Source organism: Cardiobacterium valvarum (assembly GCF_900460955.1).
GTDB classification, from domain to species: Bacteria; Pseudomonadota; Gammaproteobacteria; order Cardiobacteriales; family Cardiobacteriaceae; genus Cardiobacterium; species Cardiobacterium valvarum.
In genome coordinates this window covers 2,596,783-2,611,696 of the sequence record NZ_UFUW01000001.1, presented here as the reverse complement: position 1 = coordinate 2,611,696, position 14,914 = coordinate 2,596,783, and the positions used below count along the sequence as shown (strand labels likewise).

General features: G+C 61.4%; 16 protein-coding genes. 8 read left to right on the top strand and 8 right to left on the bottom strand.

Annotated features, from left to right (window positions below; all coding sequences use genetic code 11):
- Positions 1–21 precede the first annotated feature (21 nt).
- From pta to ampD, 5 genes are all read left to right on the top strand, one after another.
- Entirely contained in the window at positions 22–2,097 is a 2,076-nt protein-coding gene (gene pta / locus DY250_RS12675) for a phosphate acetyltransferase (protein WP_115612591.1), read from the top strand.
- A 76-nt stretch (positions 2,098–2,173) separates the two neighbouring features.
- A complete protein-coding gene (gene tatA, locus DY250_RS12670; RefSeq protein ID WP_115612590.1) occupies positions 2,174–2,410 on the top strand; it encodes a twin-arginine translocase TatA/TatE family subunit in 237 nt (78 codons plus the stop codon).
- A gap of 9 nt (positions 2,411–2,419) precedes the next feature.
- Complete coding sequence (gene tatB, locus DY250_RS12665; RefSeq protein WP_115612589.1) at positions 2,420–2,872, top strand: Sec-independent protein translocase protein TatB; 453 nt, start codon at positions 2,420–2,422, stop codon at positions 2,870–2,872.
- Positions 2,873–3,139: 267 nt separating this feature from the next.
- Complete coding sequence (tatC, locus tag DY250_RS12660) at positions 3,140–3,922, top strand: twin-arginine translocase subunit TatC (protein ID WP_115612588.1); 783 nt, start codon at positions 3,140–3,142, stop codon at positions 3,920–3,922.
- The gene (ampD, locus tag DY250_RS12655) at positions 3,923–4,486 is read left to right on the top strand and encodes a 1,6-anhydro-N-acetylmuramyl-L-alanine amidase AmpD (RefSeq protein ID WP_115612587.1); all 564 of its coding nucleotides are present in this window, start codon (positions 3,923–3,925) and stop codon (positions 4,484–4,486) included. It abuts the gene before it with no gap.
- Between the two features lie 281 nt (positions 4,487–4,767).
- On the opposite strand, the gene DY250_RS12650 is transcribed toward ampD, so the two are convergent.
- The 5 genes from DY250_RS12650 to DY250_RS12630 form a co-directional block, all read right to left on the bottom strand.
- Positions 4,768–5,844, bottom strand: a complete 1,077-nt coding sequence (locus tag DY250_RS12650) for a zinc ABC transporter substrate-binding protein (protein WP_115612852.1) — start codon at positions 5,842–5,844, stop codon at positions 4,768–4,770.
- Between the two features lie 258 nt (positions 5,845–6,102).
- The gene (locus DY250_RS12645) at positions 6,103–6,744 is read right to left on the bottom strand and encodes a VWA domain-containing protein (protein WP_083826160.1); all 642 of its coding nucleotides are present in this window, start codon (positions 6,742–6,744) and stop codon (positions 6,103–6,105) included.
- A 23-nt stretch (positions 6,745–6,767) separates the two neighbouring features.
- On the bottom strand, positions 6,768–7,385 hold the full coding sequence (locus DY250_RS12640; protein WP_115612586.1) for a TerD family protein: 618 nt from the start codon (positions 7,383–7,385) through the stop codon (positions 6,768–6,770).
- 2 nt (positions 7,386–7,387) lie between these two features.
- A complete protein-coding gene (locus DY250_RS12635; protein WP_115612585.1) occupies positions 7,388–8,023 on the bottom strand; it encodes a vWA domain-containing protein in 636 nt (211 codons plus the stop codon).
- 54 nt (positions 8,024–8,077) lie between these two features.
- Positions 8,078–8,656: a TerD family protein gene (locus tag DY250_RS12630; RefSeq protein WP_006984234.1), complete on the bottom strand. Its 579-nt coding sequence runs from the start codon at positions 8,654–8,656 to the stop codon at positions 8,078–8,080.
- 72 nt (positions 8,657–8,728) lie between these two features.
- Here DY250_RS12630 and DY250_RS12625 point away from each other — a divergent pair, with 72 nt between their 5' ends.
- Positions 8,729–9,859 carry a phosphoribosyltransferase domain-containing protein gene (locus tag DY250_RS12625; protein ID WP_115612584.1) on the top strand — a complete coding sequence of 377 codons (1,131 nt, stop codon included), beginning with the start codon at positions 8,729–8,731 and terminating at the stop codon, positions 9,857–9,859.
- A gap of 206 nt (positions 9,860–10,065) precedes the next feature.
- On the opposite strand, the gene DY250_RS12620 is transcribed toward DY250_RS12625, so the two are convergent.
- The 3 genes from DY250_RS12620 to DY250_RS12610 form a co-directional block, all read right to left on the bottom strand.
- Positions 10,066–10,782, bottom strand: coding sequence for a UDP-2,3-diacylglucosamine diphosphatase (locus DY250_RS12620; RefSeq protein WP_115612583.1), 717 nt, complete (start codon positions 10,780–10,782; stop codon positions 10,066–10,068).
- Between the two features lie 66 nt (positions 10,783–10,848).
- Positions 10,849–11,340, bottom strand: coding sequence for a peptidylprolyl isomerase (locus tag DY250_RS12615; RefSeq protein WP_115612582.1), 492 nt, complete (start codon positions 11,338–11,340; stop codon positions 10,849–10,851).
- Entirely contained in the window at positions 11,337–11,915 is a 579-nt protein-coding gene (locus tag DY250_RS12610; protein ID WP_115612581.1) for a peptidylprolyl isomerase, read from the bottom strand. The genes DY250_RS12615 and DY250_RS12610 overlap by 4 nt, the downstream gene beginning before the upstream one ends.
- A gap of 67 nt (positions 11,916–11,982) precedes the next feature.
- On the opposite strand from DY250_RS12610, the gene cysS reads away from it, so the two are divergent.
- Positions 11,983–13,338 (top strand): cysteine--tRNA ligase, encoded by a 1,356-nt coding sequence (cysS, locus tag DY250_RS12605; RefSeq protein ID WP_115612580.1) that lies wholly within the window; start codon positions 11,983–11,985, stop codon positions 13,336–13,338.
- A 30-nt stretch (positions 13,339–13,368) separates the two neighbouring features.
- Positions 13,369–14,913 (top strand): site-specific DNA-methyltransferase, encoded by a 1,545-nt coding sequence (locus DY250_RS12600; RefSeq protein WP_115612579.1) that lies wholly within the window; start codon positions 13,369–13,371, stop codon positions 14,911–14,913.
- Position 14,914 lies beyond the last annotated feature (1 nt).

The following is a 14,914-nucleotide window of genomic DNA, read 5'->3' as shown; positions in this document are numbered from 1 at the left end:
TTTAAAGTAAGAGATTTAATCATGGCAAAAACAATCTTGGTCGTTGCCACCCGTCAGGGCATCGGCCTGACTTCCGCCGTCCTCGGACTCTACCACGCCCTTGACCGCAAGGGCATCAAAGCCGGCTTCCACAAACCCGTCATCCAGTACGACGTCGAAGGGCAGGAAATCGACCACAGCCGCAGCGTTCTGCGCCATTCCGCGCGCACCACTGCCGACGACAGCCTCACCATCCGCCCCGAAACCGTGCAGCAGGCGCTGGATGCGGGCAACCTCGACGAACTGATGGAAACCGTCATCCAGAATTTCGAAGCCGCGAAGGGTGACGCCGATGTCGTCGTCATGGAAGGCCTGCTGGAAACCGCCAACGTGCCCTACGCCAACGAAGTGAACCGGCAAATCGCCCGTGCGCTCAATGCCGACGTCATCCTCCTTGCCGATGCGCGCACCAGCAGCATCGCCCGCCTGGAAAACCAGCTCGACTACGCCGCCGGCAACATCGGCAAGAACCAGCTGCTTGGCGTCATCATCAACCACATCAATGCCGCAGGCGCGCTCAGCGCCGCCGATATTGCCACCAGCACGCTCGGCGACAAATACCGCCTGCTCGGCACCATCACCAGCAAACCCGAACTCGGTGCGCCGCGCGTCAGCGACCTGCAACAACACCTCGGCGCGAGCATCCTGCTCGAAGGCGAAAGCGCTACCCGCCGCATCCATGACTACGTCCTCTTTGCGCGCACCCCGGCGAATGCTGCTGACTTCCTGCAACCCGGCAACTGCATCTTCCTGTCGGCGGATCGCGACGACGCCCTGATGGCAACCACCATCAGCGCCAAAGCGGGCAACCACCTTGCCTGCCTCGTGCTGACCGGGCCGCTGCCTGCTTCCGATGTCGTCATGAAACTGTGCAAACCGCTGCTCGAAGAAGCACGCCTGCCGGTGCTGCACCTCGAAACCAGCAGCTGGGAAATCAGCAAACTCATCGAAAAATTCAACCGCTACATCCCCGTTGACGACGAACAGCGCATCCGCGACACCAAAGAGTACATCGCCGACAGTATCAAAGACGACTGGATCGACGGCTACCTCAGCACCGCGCGCGCGGTCAGCCTCTCGCCCGCCGCCTTCCGCTACCAAATCGTGCAGCGTGCCATCGCCGCGCAAAAAACCATCGTCCTGCCCGAAGGTGACGAACCGCGCACCGTGGTCGCCGCCAGCATCTGCGCCGAACGCGGCATGGCGCGCTGCGTCCTGCTCGCCAAACCGGACAGCATCCGCGCCGTTGCCACCCAACAGGGCGTTACCCTCGGAAACAACATCCAGATCATCGATCCCGACGCCGTACGTGAAAAATACGTTGCTCGTCTCGTTGAACTGCGCAAAGCCAAAGGCATGACCGAAGACCAGGCGCGCGACGCGCTGGCCGACGGCGTCATGCTCGGCACGATGATGCTCGAAGCCGGTGAAGTGGACGGCCTCGTCTCCGGTGCCGTGCACACCACCGCCAACACCATCCGCCCGCCGCTGCAAATCATCAAAACCGCGCCGGGCGCCAGCATGGTCTCCTCCGTCTTCTTCATGTGCCTGCCGGATCAAGTCCTCGTCTATGGCGACTGCGCCATCGTGCCCAACCCCAGTGCCGATGACCTCGCACAAATCGCCATCCAGTCCAACGACAGCGCCAAAGCCTTCGGCATTGAGCCGCGCGTGGCGATGATCTCCTACTCGACCGGCACCTCCGGCAGCGGCGCAGACGTCGAAAAAGTCAAAGAAGCGACCGCCAAAGTGCGCGAACTGCGTCCGGACATCCTCGTGGACGGCCCGCTGCAATACGACGCCGCCGCCGTCGAGTCCGTCGGCAAACAAAAAGCGCCGAACAGCCCCGTCGCCGGACAAGCGAGCGTCTTCATCTTCCCCGACCTCAACACCGGCAACACCACCTACAAAGCCGTGCAGCGTTCGGCAAACGCCATCTCGATGGGCCCCGTCCTGCAAGGCATGCGCAAACCCGTGAACGACCTCTCACGCGGCGCGCTGGTGGACGACATCGTCTATACCATCGCCATCACCGCCGTACAGGCCGCCCACAGCTAAACGGCAAACAAAGCCCCTTGCCCGCTTGCGGGTGAGGGGCTGACCATATCCCCAGACCCCAAACCAGGAGCACCCAATGGGAATCAGCCCGATCCAACTACTCATCGTCCTCATCATCGTCATCGCCATCTTCGGCACCAAAAAACTCGGTGGCGTCGGCTCTGACCTTGGCCAAGCCATCAAAGGCTTCAAAAACGCCATGAAAGAAGACGAAAAACCCGCCGACAAACTCGAACACCAGGCAGAAAAAACCGCCGCCGACAGCCGCATCATCGAAGGCGAAGCGCGCCGTGACGAAGAAAAAACCCACTAAGGCGGCCCCGTGTTTGACATCGGATTCTGGGAACTCGTCGTCATCGGCGTCATCGGCATCGTCGTCATCGGCCCCGAACGCCTGCCGGAAGTCGTGCGCAGCGCGCTCATCTTCATCCGCAAAATCCGCCGTGGCTTCAGCGACGTGCGTGCCGACATCGAGCGCGAACTTGACCTTGACGACATGCGCAAAATCCTGCACGAAGCCGACATGCGCGAACACATCAAAAAACTTAACGACGGCGTGATGAACCTCGACAAAGAAGCGCGCGATCTCGGCACAAGCATCAAAGAAGACCTCGAACACGCCTACGACGGCTACACCCCGGAAGACGCCAGTGCCGAAGCCGACACCGGTATCGAACCGCCCACTGCTGGCACAGAACAAACCTCACCCGCCGACGACGACACCACAAACACAGAAAATACCTCGCCAAGCGGGACAGCCGTCAAGCCATCATAAGGTGACATGAATTGCCCACGCAGGCACCAAGCGGTGTAAATACCGGGTTCACGTAGGGTGGGTAACTTGCTGCCCACGCGGATGTCCGCTAGGCGGCGTAAACACTATCCTCGCCAGGCAGCGCCAATACTGAACCCACCAAGCGGGAGAATTACAGCCTTTCCCGCCCGCACAACTAAAATCCCTCTCCCGCGCAAGCGAAGGAGGGAATTCCTCTCAACCCGCCCAAACCACCGCATTGTTAACAAACAAGACCATCTGACCACCATGACCGACCACGACACCCCACCGCAAAGCGACGACAAAGAAATGCCCATCGTTGAGCACCTCATCGAACTGCGTACCCGTCTGCTGCGCATCATCTACGCCGTTGCCGGCGTCTTCGTCCTGCTCCTGCCCTTCCGCAACCGCGTTTACGAAACATTCGCCCTGCCTGTGCTTGGCAGCCTCCTGCCGGGGCAGAGCATGCTCGCCTACGACGGCATCGACATCTTCCTCACGCCGGTGAAAGTCTGCCTCTTCCTCGCCTGCCTGCTGACCATCCCGTGGATCCTCTACCAAATCTGGGCCTTCGTCGCACCGGGCATGTACCGCCACGAAAAACGCCTCGTCCGCCCCATCCTCATCTCCTCCACCCTCCTCTTCTACACCGGCGTGCTGTTTGCCTACTTCATCATCCTGCCCATCCTCTTCAGCTTCCTCGCCGGCATCGAACTCAAAGGTGTCGAATACAAACCGGACATCACCCAGTACATGTCGCTCAGCCTGACCATGTTCATCGCCTTCGGCGCCGCCTTCGAAGTGCCGGTGGCGACCGTCATCTGCCTCATGCTCGGTATCGTCCGGCCCGAGACACTCGCGAAAAAACGTGCCTACGTCATCCTTGCCACCTTCACCATCGGCATGCTGCTCACCCCGCCGGACGCCATCTCGCAAACCCTGCTCGCCGTGCCGATGCTGCTCCTCTTCGAAGCGGGCCTCTACATCGGCAAACGCCTCCTCGCCGCACGCGAAGCGGATAACCCCCCGCCGCCTGCCACGAGACCCTGAATGCACATTGACGCCAGCGGCTGGCTGGACTCTGCCAGCCGTCACCCCAGCCCGCATCACAACGAACGTCCCGACGCGGACGACATCAGCCTCCTCGTCATCCACAACATCAGCCTGCCACCTGACGAATACGGCGACCACTACATCAGCGACCTCTTCTGCGGCAGCCTGCCCGCGAGACGCCACGAACATCCCTACCTCGATAGCATCGCCGACCTGCGTGTCGCCGCGCACTTCCTCATCCTGCGCGACGGCCATATCCAGCAATACGTCCCCACCACCGCCCGCGCCTGGCACGCGGGCGAATCCAGCTACCACGGCCGCGCCAACTGCAACGATTACAGCATCGGTATCGAACTGAACGGCAGCGATCATCATCCCTACACCCAGCGCCAATACCAGGCGCTCACCGCCCTCAGCCGCGCCATCATGACGCGCCATCCGCGCATCAACGCGACGCGCATCACCGGCCACAGCGACATCGCGCCAAGCCGCAAAACCGATCCCGGCCCCGCTTTTAACTGGCATTACTACCGGCGCTGCCTGGAAGCTGCACACCATTGAGCCGCCAAGCGGCGTGAATACTGGCCCTGTCAAGCGGGATAAATATTGGGCTCGTGTCAAGCGGGATAAATTCTGGGTTTACCGCATACCTTCCCCCCATCCGCCGCTGCGCGGCACCTTCCCCCGCAAGCGGGAGAAGGGATTCTTTGTGCGCATTTCTATATTTGAGCGTCCGCCAAGCGGCGTCATTACTGGCCCCGTCAAGCGGGATGACGGTTTTGGGTCGTGCATGAACGAACAAGAAAAAACCCCGCTCGGTGGCGGGGTTCGGCGGGGAGAAATCAGGGCTTGAGGCAGCCGCTGAGATTATCCGCAAGATTACCGAGCAGCTGCGCGTACATCGCCTTACCGGCGGGAATATCCGCGCCGACTGGATCCAGCACGGCAGTCTTCACCCCGCTTTCCTTCGCCAGCTTATCGACGATTTTTGCCGGGAATTGTGGCTCGCTGAAGAGACACACGACTTTGTTGTGCATCAGCTGCTCGTGCAACTCGCCGATACGTTTCGCCCCGGGTTCATGTTCGGGATCCACGCGCACGGTGCCGACAGCGTTTAGTTTGTAATCCTGTTCAAAGTATTGGTAGGCGTCATGGAAGACCATAAAGGGGCGTTTTTGCAGCGGCGCGAGTTTGCCATTGAGGTCCTGATGCAGGGCGTCCAGCGCGGCGCGGCTTTTTTCTGCGTTTGCCTGGTATTTGGCGGCGTTATCGGGGTCAATCTTGCCGAGTTCGTCAGCAATGGCGGTAAGCAGCAGCTTGCTGCGCGTGGTACTCAGCCACAGGTGGGCGTCGTATTTGCCGTGATGGTGGCCGTCGTGATCGTGGTCATGTCCGTCGTGGTCATGCGCGTGACCATGGTCGTGTCCGCCGCCGTGGTCATGGTCGTGTCCGTCGTGGTCATGGTCATGGTCATGTCCGTCGTGGTCATGCGCGTGATCATGGCCGTGCGCATCGCCGTCATGATGATGGTCGTGATCGTGGCCGTCATCGTCATGATGGTGATGGCCGCCTTCTTCCCACAAGCCGCCGTGCCGCGTCGGCAGTGGATACAGGTTGGGCAGGTTCAGCCATTCGATGCTGTGCACCTGCGGGCTTTTCTGCAAAAGCGGCGGGATGAAGGTTTCCAGCTCATGGCTGACATAGATGACCAGATCGGCCTGATTGATCGCTTTCGCGTCCGACGGCTTCATCTGATAGCCGTGCGGCGAGCCTTGCCGGATAAGCAGTTCCGGTTCGGCGATGCCGTCCATCACCTGGGCGGCAAGCGATTGCACCGGCTTGATGGTGGCGACAACTTTCGGTGCGGCCAGTGCCTGGCAGCTGACCGCGACGAGGGTAGTGAGGATAAGTTTTTGCATGAGGGTCTCCGTGATTAAGCGGTGCAAAATCATAGCACTCCGGTCATTTTTTGCAATGGCGTAACGTCATCTTGCTCACGACAACCACGCGGGTTATGGCCATAAATTTGTTTTTCTTGTCATATCTGACAAATGGTGAGCAGGACGCAAAAAAGCCCAGGCGAATCGGCTGTGGGTTTTTCTTGCGACCACGCGGTGGCCGCCCTACGTTACAGTCGTAAATGCGCTGCAAAAAGCGCCCCGAAGGGCGCCGCCTGATTACAAGACGATGTTGATTTCCGGCGGTGGCGGCGGCAAATCGTTGCCCGCCGTCGGGGCGCCGACGCTGACGCTGCTGCTGGCAACCGCCGCCGAGACCCACTGGAAGAATTTGGCAAAGGCGCTGGCATCCATAGTGTCAAGCGAGGCGACGGTGTCGGTCAGTTGCCGCAGGTAAGAGGCATCGGCCTTCGGCCCGGCGGCACAGGCGACGATATTGCCGAAGCCCAGCGATTTGATGACGGGGATGGCTTCGCTGTAGGCGAGCAGGTCAGTCGGTTTGCCGTCGGTGAGGATGATGAGGATGGGGCGCCAGTCACCTTTTTGTGCGCCGCTGCTCATGATGCGGTCGCGCTTGACGGCATGGGCGATGTGTTCCAGGGCCGCGCCGAGGAAGGTCGCGCCGCTCTCCGGGCAGACGATTTCCGGCAGCACCACTTGCTCCAGCGGGGTCAGCGGCAAGACGTCCTTGATTTTGGAGTCGAAGGTGGTGATGGTGAGGTAAACGCTTTCCAGCGCGTAGGGGTTTTGCCGCAGCGAGGCGAGCAGGGCGTGCAGGCCGGCATTGACGGCTTCGATCGGTTCGCCGCGCATGGAGCCGGAGGTGTCGATACAGATGTAGGTGAGCAGGCGTCGGGACATGGTGTGGGTTCCTGTGGGGCGGCTTAGTAGGGCAGATAGTGTTTCAGCAGGTCGATGAAGCGGTCGGTGTCGTGGAAGTCGCCGATGGCGTTGAAGTGCCAGCCGCTTGCGCTGCGCTTCACGGCGGCGAAGGTCATGGCACAGGCGCGGTTCGTCGGGTCGCGTCCGATGTCGTAGCGGCAGATTTCCTGGCCTTTGCCGTCCAGGGCGCGGATGTAGGCGCGGTGCACGCCGGCGAAGCTCTGCCCGCGTTCGTGGCCTTTGTAGATGGCGACGACAAAGAGGATTTGCTGGTAGCTGTCTGGCAGGGTGTCTAGATCCACTTCGATTTGCTCGGCGTCATCACCCGCGCTGCTGCCGCTCTGGTTGTCGCCGGAGAGACGCACTTTGCCGCTGGGGTGGGTGAGTGAGTTGTAGAAGACGACGTCGCCGCCTTCCAGTGTTGGCCGCCCGTTCGCGCCCGTTTTGCCGAGGTTGCGCACTTTGCCGTTTGCATCCAGCAGGAAGGCGACGGCGTCAAGGTCGTAAGCGGGGCTGCTGGGCGCGATATCCCAGCCGAGGCCGATGGTGAGGCGGGAAAGGTCGTAGCCCGATTCTTTGCGCAGGCTGACGCCCTGGCCTTTTTGCAGGTTGATGGCCATGTTTACAGCACGATGTTGAGTTCGGGGGGCGGCGGCGGCAATTCATCCAGCCCGCTGACTTCTTTGCCGCTTTCGATTTTCTGGCTGGAAACGGAGATGGAGGAGCTGACCCACTGGAAGAAGCTTTTGATGGAGGTGGCGTCGGCGGTGTCGAGCGAGACGACGGTTTCGGTGATGCGTTTCAGGGTGGCGGTGTCCGCACTGGGGCCGGCGGCACAGGCGACGAAGGTGCCGGTTTTCACGCCCCGGATGGCGGTGATGCCTTTTTCCAGGTCATCGGTTGGCGCGCCGTCAGAGAGGAGGAAAACCACGGGTTTCCAGTCGCCTTTAACTTCGGCGCTGCCTTTCACCACTTCGCGGTTGATGCAGTCGGCCAACAGGGTCAGCGCGGCACCGAGGGCGGTCATGCCGCTGGCGTGCAGATCGGGTGTCTGGAAGCTCATCAGTTCGGTGAGTGGGGTGAGCTGTTTGGCGTCGTTATTGAAGGTGATGACGGAGAGATAGGCAGTTTCCAGCGCGTAGGGGTCTTGACGCAGGGCGGAGACGAGAACTTGCAGACCGTTGCGTACGGATTCAATGGCTTCGCCGTGCATGGAGCCGGAGGTATCAACGAGGAGGTAAACGGGGAGGCGTCGCATGGGATTTCCTTATAGGGTTGGGCGAAAGGCAGCCACGCGGGCTGCCTTGCGGGCTTAGAGGTAGGGGACGATTTTCGGCAGGATGAGATCCGGCGTCGCGCCCTGGCTGTTTTCGCCGATGGCGTGCATTTTCCATTCGCCGTTGTGGCGGTACAGCTTCGCCATGATTTGCGCGGTGTGGTTGCCTTGCGCGGAGAGGTTGTAGCGGGCGATTTCTTTGCCCGTCTGCCCGTCCACCAGGCGGCAGTAAGCGTTTTCTACCTGGCTGAAATTCTGCCCGGTGTAGTTGCTGACGGTGAAGACCAGGGTTTTGATATTGGCCGGGATACGGTTTAGGGCGACGGCGATTTGTTCGTCGTCCCCGTCGCCTTCGCCGGTGCGGTTGTCGCCGCTGTGCTGGATAGAGCCGTCGCGGCTCGCCAGCTGGCCGAAATAAACGAGATCGAGGGGGTTGTTGTTGTCATCGAAGACGAAGCAGGAGGCGTCGAGGTCGATAGACTGCTCACGGCCAAAGCCGAATAGGCCCTTTTTCTTGGCGACGTCCCAGCCGAGACCCATAACGACGCTGGTGAGCGTGCCGCCCGCTTCTTTTTCCAGAGAAATTTTCTGGCCTTTTTGCAGATTGACTGCCATAAGCACTCCTTAATTGAGGAAGATTGATGGAAAGAAAGCGCGGGCGATTGTACCAGCATTACCCCGCTTATAATGCGCGCATTTTTAACCACTTACCCCGCCATGCCCGCCTACACCCTGCCCTACGGTACCTTGCATCTCGACATTGACCATGCTGACCTGCCGCCGGACGACCTTTTCGCCCTCGGTGCCCGCGACAACCCGCGCCGCGTCTTCCTCTTCGTCAGCAAAGTGCTGGGCAAACACATCCCGGTGCCGACCGCGACCCTCGTCCGTGTACATCGCCTGCTTGCCGCGAAACTGCCCGCCGACCTGCCTGCCCCCGTGCTCTTCATCGGCATGGCGGAAACGGCGACCGCATTGGCGCAAGGCGTCTTTGAAGCCTGGCTTGCCACCCATTCGGCCACGCCCGCGCTCTACCTGCACACCAGCCGCTTGCGCGTCAAAGGTGCCGACATCTGCCCCTTCGAAGAAAGCCACAGCCACGCCGCGCAGCAATGGTTGCACCTGCCTGCCGAACGCGGTCTGCTCAATGCCGCGCAAAGCCTGGTGCTGATTGATGACGAACTCTCGACCGGCAACACCTTCCGCGCCCTCGCATCCGCCCTGCGCCCGCAACTGCCCGCTCTGCGCACGACGCACTGGCTCTCGCTTACCGATTTCAGCCCGCCTGCCGCCGCTCGCGACGTGCAGCGGCACAGCCTGCTGCGCGGCCGCTGGCACTACGAAGCGACCGCTACCGTGCCACCCGTTGCCAGCGTACAGGAAGCGCCCATTACCATCGCCGACAGCGGCTTTGGCCGCCTCGGTATCCGCCAGGCGGTGCGGCTGGATTCCGCCGTCTGGGCGGAGACGGGCGACATCGGCGCGGGCGCGCGCGTCCTCGTCCTCGGCACCGGCGAATTTATCCATCCGCCTGCCGTCTTCGCCCGCGAACTCGCGGCGCGCAGCGGCGCGGATGTGTATCTGCAATCAAGCAGCCGCTCGCCCGCACTCCCATGGGGCGCGCTGCCGCACAAGCGCAGTTTCGCCGACCCCTACGACGCTGGCGTGCCTTATTACCTCTACAACCTCGCCACGCCCGACGCCTACGACCACATTTTTATCTGCCACGAACACCCCGCCAACGCGGCGTTACGGGAAACCGCTGCAACGCTGGATGCGCGACTGCTGCATTTGCGCGCCAAGCGGGATAAAACCTGAATACTTGCCTAGTAAACGGCGTAAATACTGGGCTTTGTCGCTGTGCGGTTTTGTCCAACCCCCACCCCAACCCCTCCCCCATAAAAAAGGGGAGGGGCTTTTTTGTGCGAGATTCGCGTTCGGTACGCGCCAAGCGGGATAAAACCTGACCTCGCCAAGCGGCGTGTACTGGGCTCGTCAAGCAAAATCAGGTCTATTTGAAACGACTATAACGGCGGCAGGCTGGCGCTGTCGATGAGGCGGAAGCCGTCCGCGTCGTGGCAGAGGATTTGCCCATGCGGATGCCAGTCGCCGAGGACGTACACAGTTGTGCCGTCATCCAGCGGGTGCACGGCGGGACGGTGGGTGTGGCCGTGGATGAGGATATCTGCCTGTTGTGCTTGCAGGATGCGGCGGATGGTGGCGGGATTGGTATCCGTGATACGTGATGCTTTGCGGCGGGTGCGCTTGCGGCTTTGCCCGCGCAGTTTTTCGGCAATGGCGAGGCGCCAGCGCGCGGGCAGGCGGTAGTAGAGGCGTTGCAGGCAGCGGCAGCGCAGGATGCGGCGCAGGCGCTGGTAGCCGTGATCATCGGTGCAGAGCAGGTCGCCGTGTTCGATGAGGACGGTTTTGCCGCCGAGGCTCAGGCGGTGGCGTTCGGGCAGGATGTGCATGTTGGCCGCGCACGCGTAGGTGTCGCCGAGGAGGAAGTCGCGGTTGCCGTGCTGGTAGTAAACGGGGCAGGGCAGGGCGGCGAGGGCGGCGGCGATGCCCTGTTGCAGGGGGCTCGCGAGGTCGTCGCCGAGGTAGTAGTCAAAGAGGTCGCCCAGGATGTAAACGGTGCCGGCGTCGCGGGCGAGGGCGGCGAGGGTGGCGCGGAAGGCGGCGGTGATGTCGGGCCGTTCGGCACTAAGGTGGATGTCGGCGAGGAAGTATTCCGCCACGGGAGTTCCGGTTGGGTGAGCAATAAAATAGAGGCGGGCTGAGGTCCGCCCTATGTCGGTCGTGGTTTAGAGAACTTCCGTCTTCTCAATCACCACTTCTTCCAGCGGCACGTCTTTGTGCATTCCCCTGCGGCCGGTTTTGACCGTGGCGATTTTATCGACGATGTCCATGCCGGCGACGACCTTGCCGAAGACGGCGTAACCCCAACCGGCGGTGGTTTTGCTGGTGTGGTTGAGGAAGTGGTTGTCGACGAGGTTGATGAAGAATTGCGCCGAGGCGGAATGCGGGTCGCTGGTGCGCGCCATGGCGATGGTGCCGCGCGCGTTTTTCAGGCCGTTGTCGGCTTCGTTGGCAATCGGCTCGCGCGTGTCTTTTTCTTTCATGCCGCTTGCCATGCCGCCGCCCTGAATCATGAAGCCGGGGATGACGCGGTGGAAGATGGTGCCGTTGTAGAAGCCGTCTTCCGCGTATTGCTGGAAGTTCTGCGCGGTGACAGGGGCTTTGTCGAAGTCGGGTTCGATATCAATATTGCCGTGATTGGTGATGAACCGGATCATTTTTGTTTGGCCTCTTTGGTTTTTTCGGGAAGGATTTCAACGGATTGGATGGTGATGGTTTCTGCCGGGACGTTGGCGTGTGGCGGGCGTTTTTCCGTCGGCACTTTGGCGATGGCGTCCACCACGTTCATGCCGCTGGTGACTTTGCCGAAGACGGCATAGCCGTAGCTGTCCGCGCCGCCGGGGTTCAGGGCGTCGTTATCCACGAGGTTGATGAAAAACTGCGAGGTGGCGGAATGTGGATCGCTGGTGCGCGCCATGGCGATGGTACCGCGCGCGTTTTTCAGGCCGTTGTGCGCTTCGTTGGCAATCGGCTCGCGTGGTGGCTTCTCACGCAGGTCAGCCGTATGGCCGCCGCCCTGAATCATGAAGCCGGGGATAACGCGGTGGAAAATGGTGCCGTTATAAAAGTTGTCTTCAGCGTAGCGGCGGAAATTGGCGACGGTGGCCGGAGCCTTATCTTCATCGAGTTCGACGGTGATGTCGCCTTTTGTGGTGTGGATGATGGCGGTCGGTGTGGCGAGGGCGCTGCCGAAAGCGAGGCAGAGTGAGAGGCTGAGGAGCCGTTTTGACATGGTTTTTCCTTAGGTTTCAAGGGGCGTTTATACTAACAAACTTTTGAGATGACCCACCGGAGAACCCATGAGCGCCTTGCAGTTTTACAACAGCCTGAGCCGGCAAAAAGAACCCTTCCGCCCGCTGCATGCAGGCAAAACCGGCATGTACGTCTGCGGCATGACCGTGTACGACTACTGCCACATCGGCCATGCGCGCGTGATGGTCGTTTTCGACACCATCACCCGCCACCTGCGCGCACTGGGCTACGAACTGCATTACGTGCGCAACATCACTGACATCGACGACAAAATCATCGCCCGCGCTGCCGAAAACGGCGAAACCATCGCCGCCCTTACAGAGCGCTTTACCGCCGCCATGCACGAAGACGAAGCGGCGCTGGGCTGCCTGCCGCCGGACGAAGAGCCGCGCGCTACCGACGCCGTGCCCGGCATGATTGCCCTGATTGAAACGCTCATCAAAAAAGGCCACGCCTACGCGGCGGATAACGGCGACGTGTACTACGCCGTGCGCAGCTTCCCCGGCTACGGCAAGCTCGCCAACCGCAGCCTGGACGACCTGCGCGCCGGCGAACGCATCGCGGTAAACGAAGCGAAAAACGACCCGCTCGATTTCGTGCTGTGGAAAGCGACAAAGCCCGGCGAACCCAGTTGGGACAGCCCCTGGGGCCAAGGCCGCCCCGGCTGGCACATCGAATGCTCGGTGATGAGCGCCGCCGCGCTCGGCGAACACTTCGACATCCACGGCGGCGGCATGGACCTCAAATTCCCGCACCACGAATGCGAAATCGCGCAAAGCGAAGGCGCCTGCGGCCACCGGCACGTCAACTACTGGCTGCACAACGGCTTCGTGCAAATCAACGACGAGAAAATGAGCAAATCGCTCGGCAACTTCTTCACCGTGCGCGATGTGCTCCAGCACTACGACGGCGAAACCCTGCGCACCTTCATCCTCGGCAGCCACTATCGCGGCCCGCTCAATTACAGCGATACCGCCCTGGCTGAAGCGAAAAAAATGCTGACCCGCCTTTACACCGCCCTCGATAAACAGCCGCTGGACGGCGCGCTGGATACCGCCGCCGTCGCCGCCTTCGAAGAAGCGATGAACGACGACATCAACACCCCGAAAGCCTTTGCCGTCCTCTTCGACCTCGCCCGCCGCATCAACAGCGGCGATGCCCACCTCGCCGCGACGCTGAAAACCCTCGGCGGCCGTTTCGGCATCCTGCAACAAGCCCCCGCCGTCTTCCTCAAAGGTGAAGGCAGCCTCGATGAAGCGACGATTACCGCCCGTATCGCCGAGCGCAATGCTGCCAAGGCTGCAAAAGACTACGCCCGTGCCGATGCCATCCGCGCCGAACTCGCCGCCCAGGGCATCATCCTCAAAGACACGGCGGGCGGTACCGAGTGGTGCTATGAATAACCCCGCCAGCCGCCAGGGAAGTATCGGTTAATGACGGGGCACGACAACAGCGCGCTGGCGAAAATCGCCGCCCTCTTCCCCCACTGCATCCGCGAAAGTCGGGACGCTCACGGCAAGCCTGCGCCCGTCGTGGATTTCGACCTGCTGCGTCAGGAACTGGCGGGGGCGCTGGCCGAAGGCCCGCAGGAACGTTATCGCCTGGACTGGCCGGGCAAACGTGCCGCCATCCTTGCCGCCAACACGCCGCCCGCGCACCGCCTGCGCCCCTGTCCGGCGGAAAGCGTGGATTTCGAGCACACGCACAACCTCTTTATCGAAGGCGACAATCTGGAAGCGCTGAAACTCTTGCAGGCGGATTACGCCGGGCGGGTGAAAATGATCTATATCGATCCGCCTTACAACACCGGCAACGACTTTATCTACAAGGATAAATTTGCCGAAAGCCACCATGTGTACCGCCGCCGCGCCCGGCAGCAGACAAGCGAAACCGGCGACGAGGCGGGCAGTGACCACGAGCATGATGGCCGCCTGCACGCCAACTGGCTGTCGATGATGTACAGCCGCCTGAAAATGGCGCGCCCCTTGCTGGCGGACGACGGCGTCATCTTCATCTCCATCAGCGAAAAAGAGCTGGCCAACCTGAAAATCATCGCCGACGAAATTTTCGGCGCCGCCAACTTCATCGAACTCTTCAGCTGGCAGAAAACGACGACGCCGGCCAACCTGTCGCGGAAAACCAAAAAAACCTGCGAATACATCCTCGCCTACCAGAAAAAAGAAGACGTGCCGCTGTGGGGGACGGTAAAGGCGGCGAAAAGCAGCAACGGCCTGATGAACCAGAGCAATGCCGTGGGCAGGCTGGTCTTCCCCGCCTACCTCACCCGCACCAAACTGGCCGACGGCGTCTATCCGGCGGGCATGTACGGCACCAAGGCCTATGACATCGAGCTGGAACAGGCAACCACCGTCAAAGGCGGCGTGTTTACCCGCCCGGTACACCTGCGCGGCAAATTCAAGTGGACGCAGCCCTATCTGGAACAGCAACTCCGCGCCGGGGTGCAAGTCTTCATCCAAAGCCGCGCCTTCTCGCCCTCTTACGAAAAAGCGGCCTATGCAGCGGAAAAATCCTGGAACCTGCTCAATCAGGACTGCGGCGTCGGCACCAACGAAAACGCCAGCAGCGAGCTGGACAAACTCTTCAGCCCGAACTTCTCCGACAAACTCTACCCCAAGCCGCTGTCGCTCTTGCGCTACCTGATCAACACCAACGTCGGCAAGGACGGCCTCATCCTCGACTTCTTTGCCGGCTCGGCGACCACGGCGCATGCGGTGATGCAGCTCAACGCCGACGGCGGCAGCCGACGCTTCATCATGGTGCAACTGGCGGAACGGACGCCGCGCCACTCCGCCGCCGGCCAGGCGGGATACCTGACCATCGCCGACATTGGCAAAGAGCGCCTGCGTCGCGCCGCCGCCGCCATCCGCCAGACTGCCGCCGCCGACGGACAACCACTGCCCGCCAACTGGGACGGCGGCTTCCGTGTGCTGAAAATCGGCGACGACGGGGAGGCCTGAC

Bases quoted from the DNA above. Each gene is read 5' to 3' on its own strand.
- DY250_RS12650 (WP_115612852.1), bottom strand. From the start codon at position 5,844: ATGCAAAAACTTATCCTCACTACCCTCGTCGCGGTCAGCTGCCAGGCA.
- DY250_RS12615 (WP_115612582.1), bottom strand. From the start codon at position 11,340: ATGATCCGGTTCATCACCAATCACGGCAATATTGATATCGAACCCGAC.
- DY250_RS12625 (WP_115612584.1), top strand. From the start codon at position 8,729: ATGCGCGCATTTTTAACCACTTACCCCGCCATGCCCGCCTACACCCTG.
- DY250_RS12635 (WP_115612585.1), bottom strand. From the start codon at position 8,023: ATGCGACGCCTCCCCGTTTACCTCCTCGTTGATACCTCCGGCTCCATG.
- DY250_RS12630 (WP_006984234.1), bottom strand. From the start codon at position 8,656: ATGGCAGTCAATCTGCAAAAAGGCCAGAAAATTTCTCTGGAAAAAGAA.
- ampD (WP_115612587.1), top strand. From the start codon at position 3,923: ATGCACATTGACGCCAGCGGCTGGCTGGACTCTGCCAGCCGTCACCCC.
- DY250_RS12610 (WP_115612581.1), bottom strand. From the start codon at position 11,915: ATGTCAAAACGGCTCCTCAGCCTCTCACTCTGCCTCGCTTTCGGCAGC.
- cysS (WP_115612580.1), top strand. From the start codon at position 11,983: ATGAGCGCCTTGCAGTTTTACAACAGCCTGAGCCGGCAAAAAGAACCC.
- tatA (WP_115612590.1), top strand. From the start codon at position 2,174: ATGGGAATCAGCCCGATCCAACTACTCATCGTCCTCATCATCGTCATC.
- DY250_RS12600 (WP_115612579.1), top strand. From the start codon at position 13,369: ATGACGGGGCACGACAACAGCGCGCTGGCGAAAATCGCCGCCCTCTTC.
- pta (WP_115612591.1), top strand. From the start codon at position 22: ATGGCAAAAACAATCTTGGTCGTTGCCACCCGTCAGGGCATCGGCCTG.
- tatC (WP_115612588.1), top strand. From the start codon at position 3,140: ATGACCGACCACGACACCCCACCGCAAAGCGACGACAAAGAAATGCCC.
- DY250_RS12640 (WP_115612586.1), bottom strand. From the start codon at position 7,385: ATGGCCATCAACCTGCAAAAAGGCCAGGGCGTCAGCCTGCGCAAAGAA.
- DY250_RS12645 (WP_083826160.1), bottom strand. From the start codon at position 6,744: ATGTCCCGACGCCTGCTCACCTACATCTGTATCGACACCTCCGGCTCC.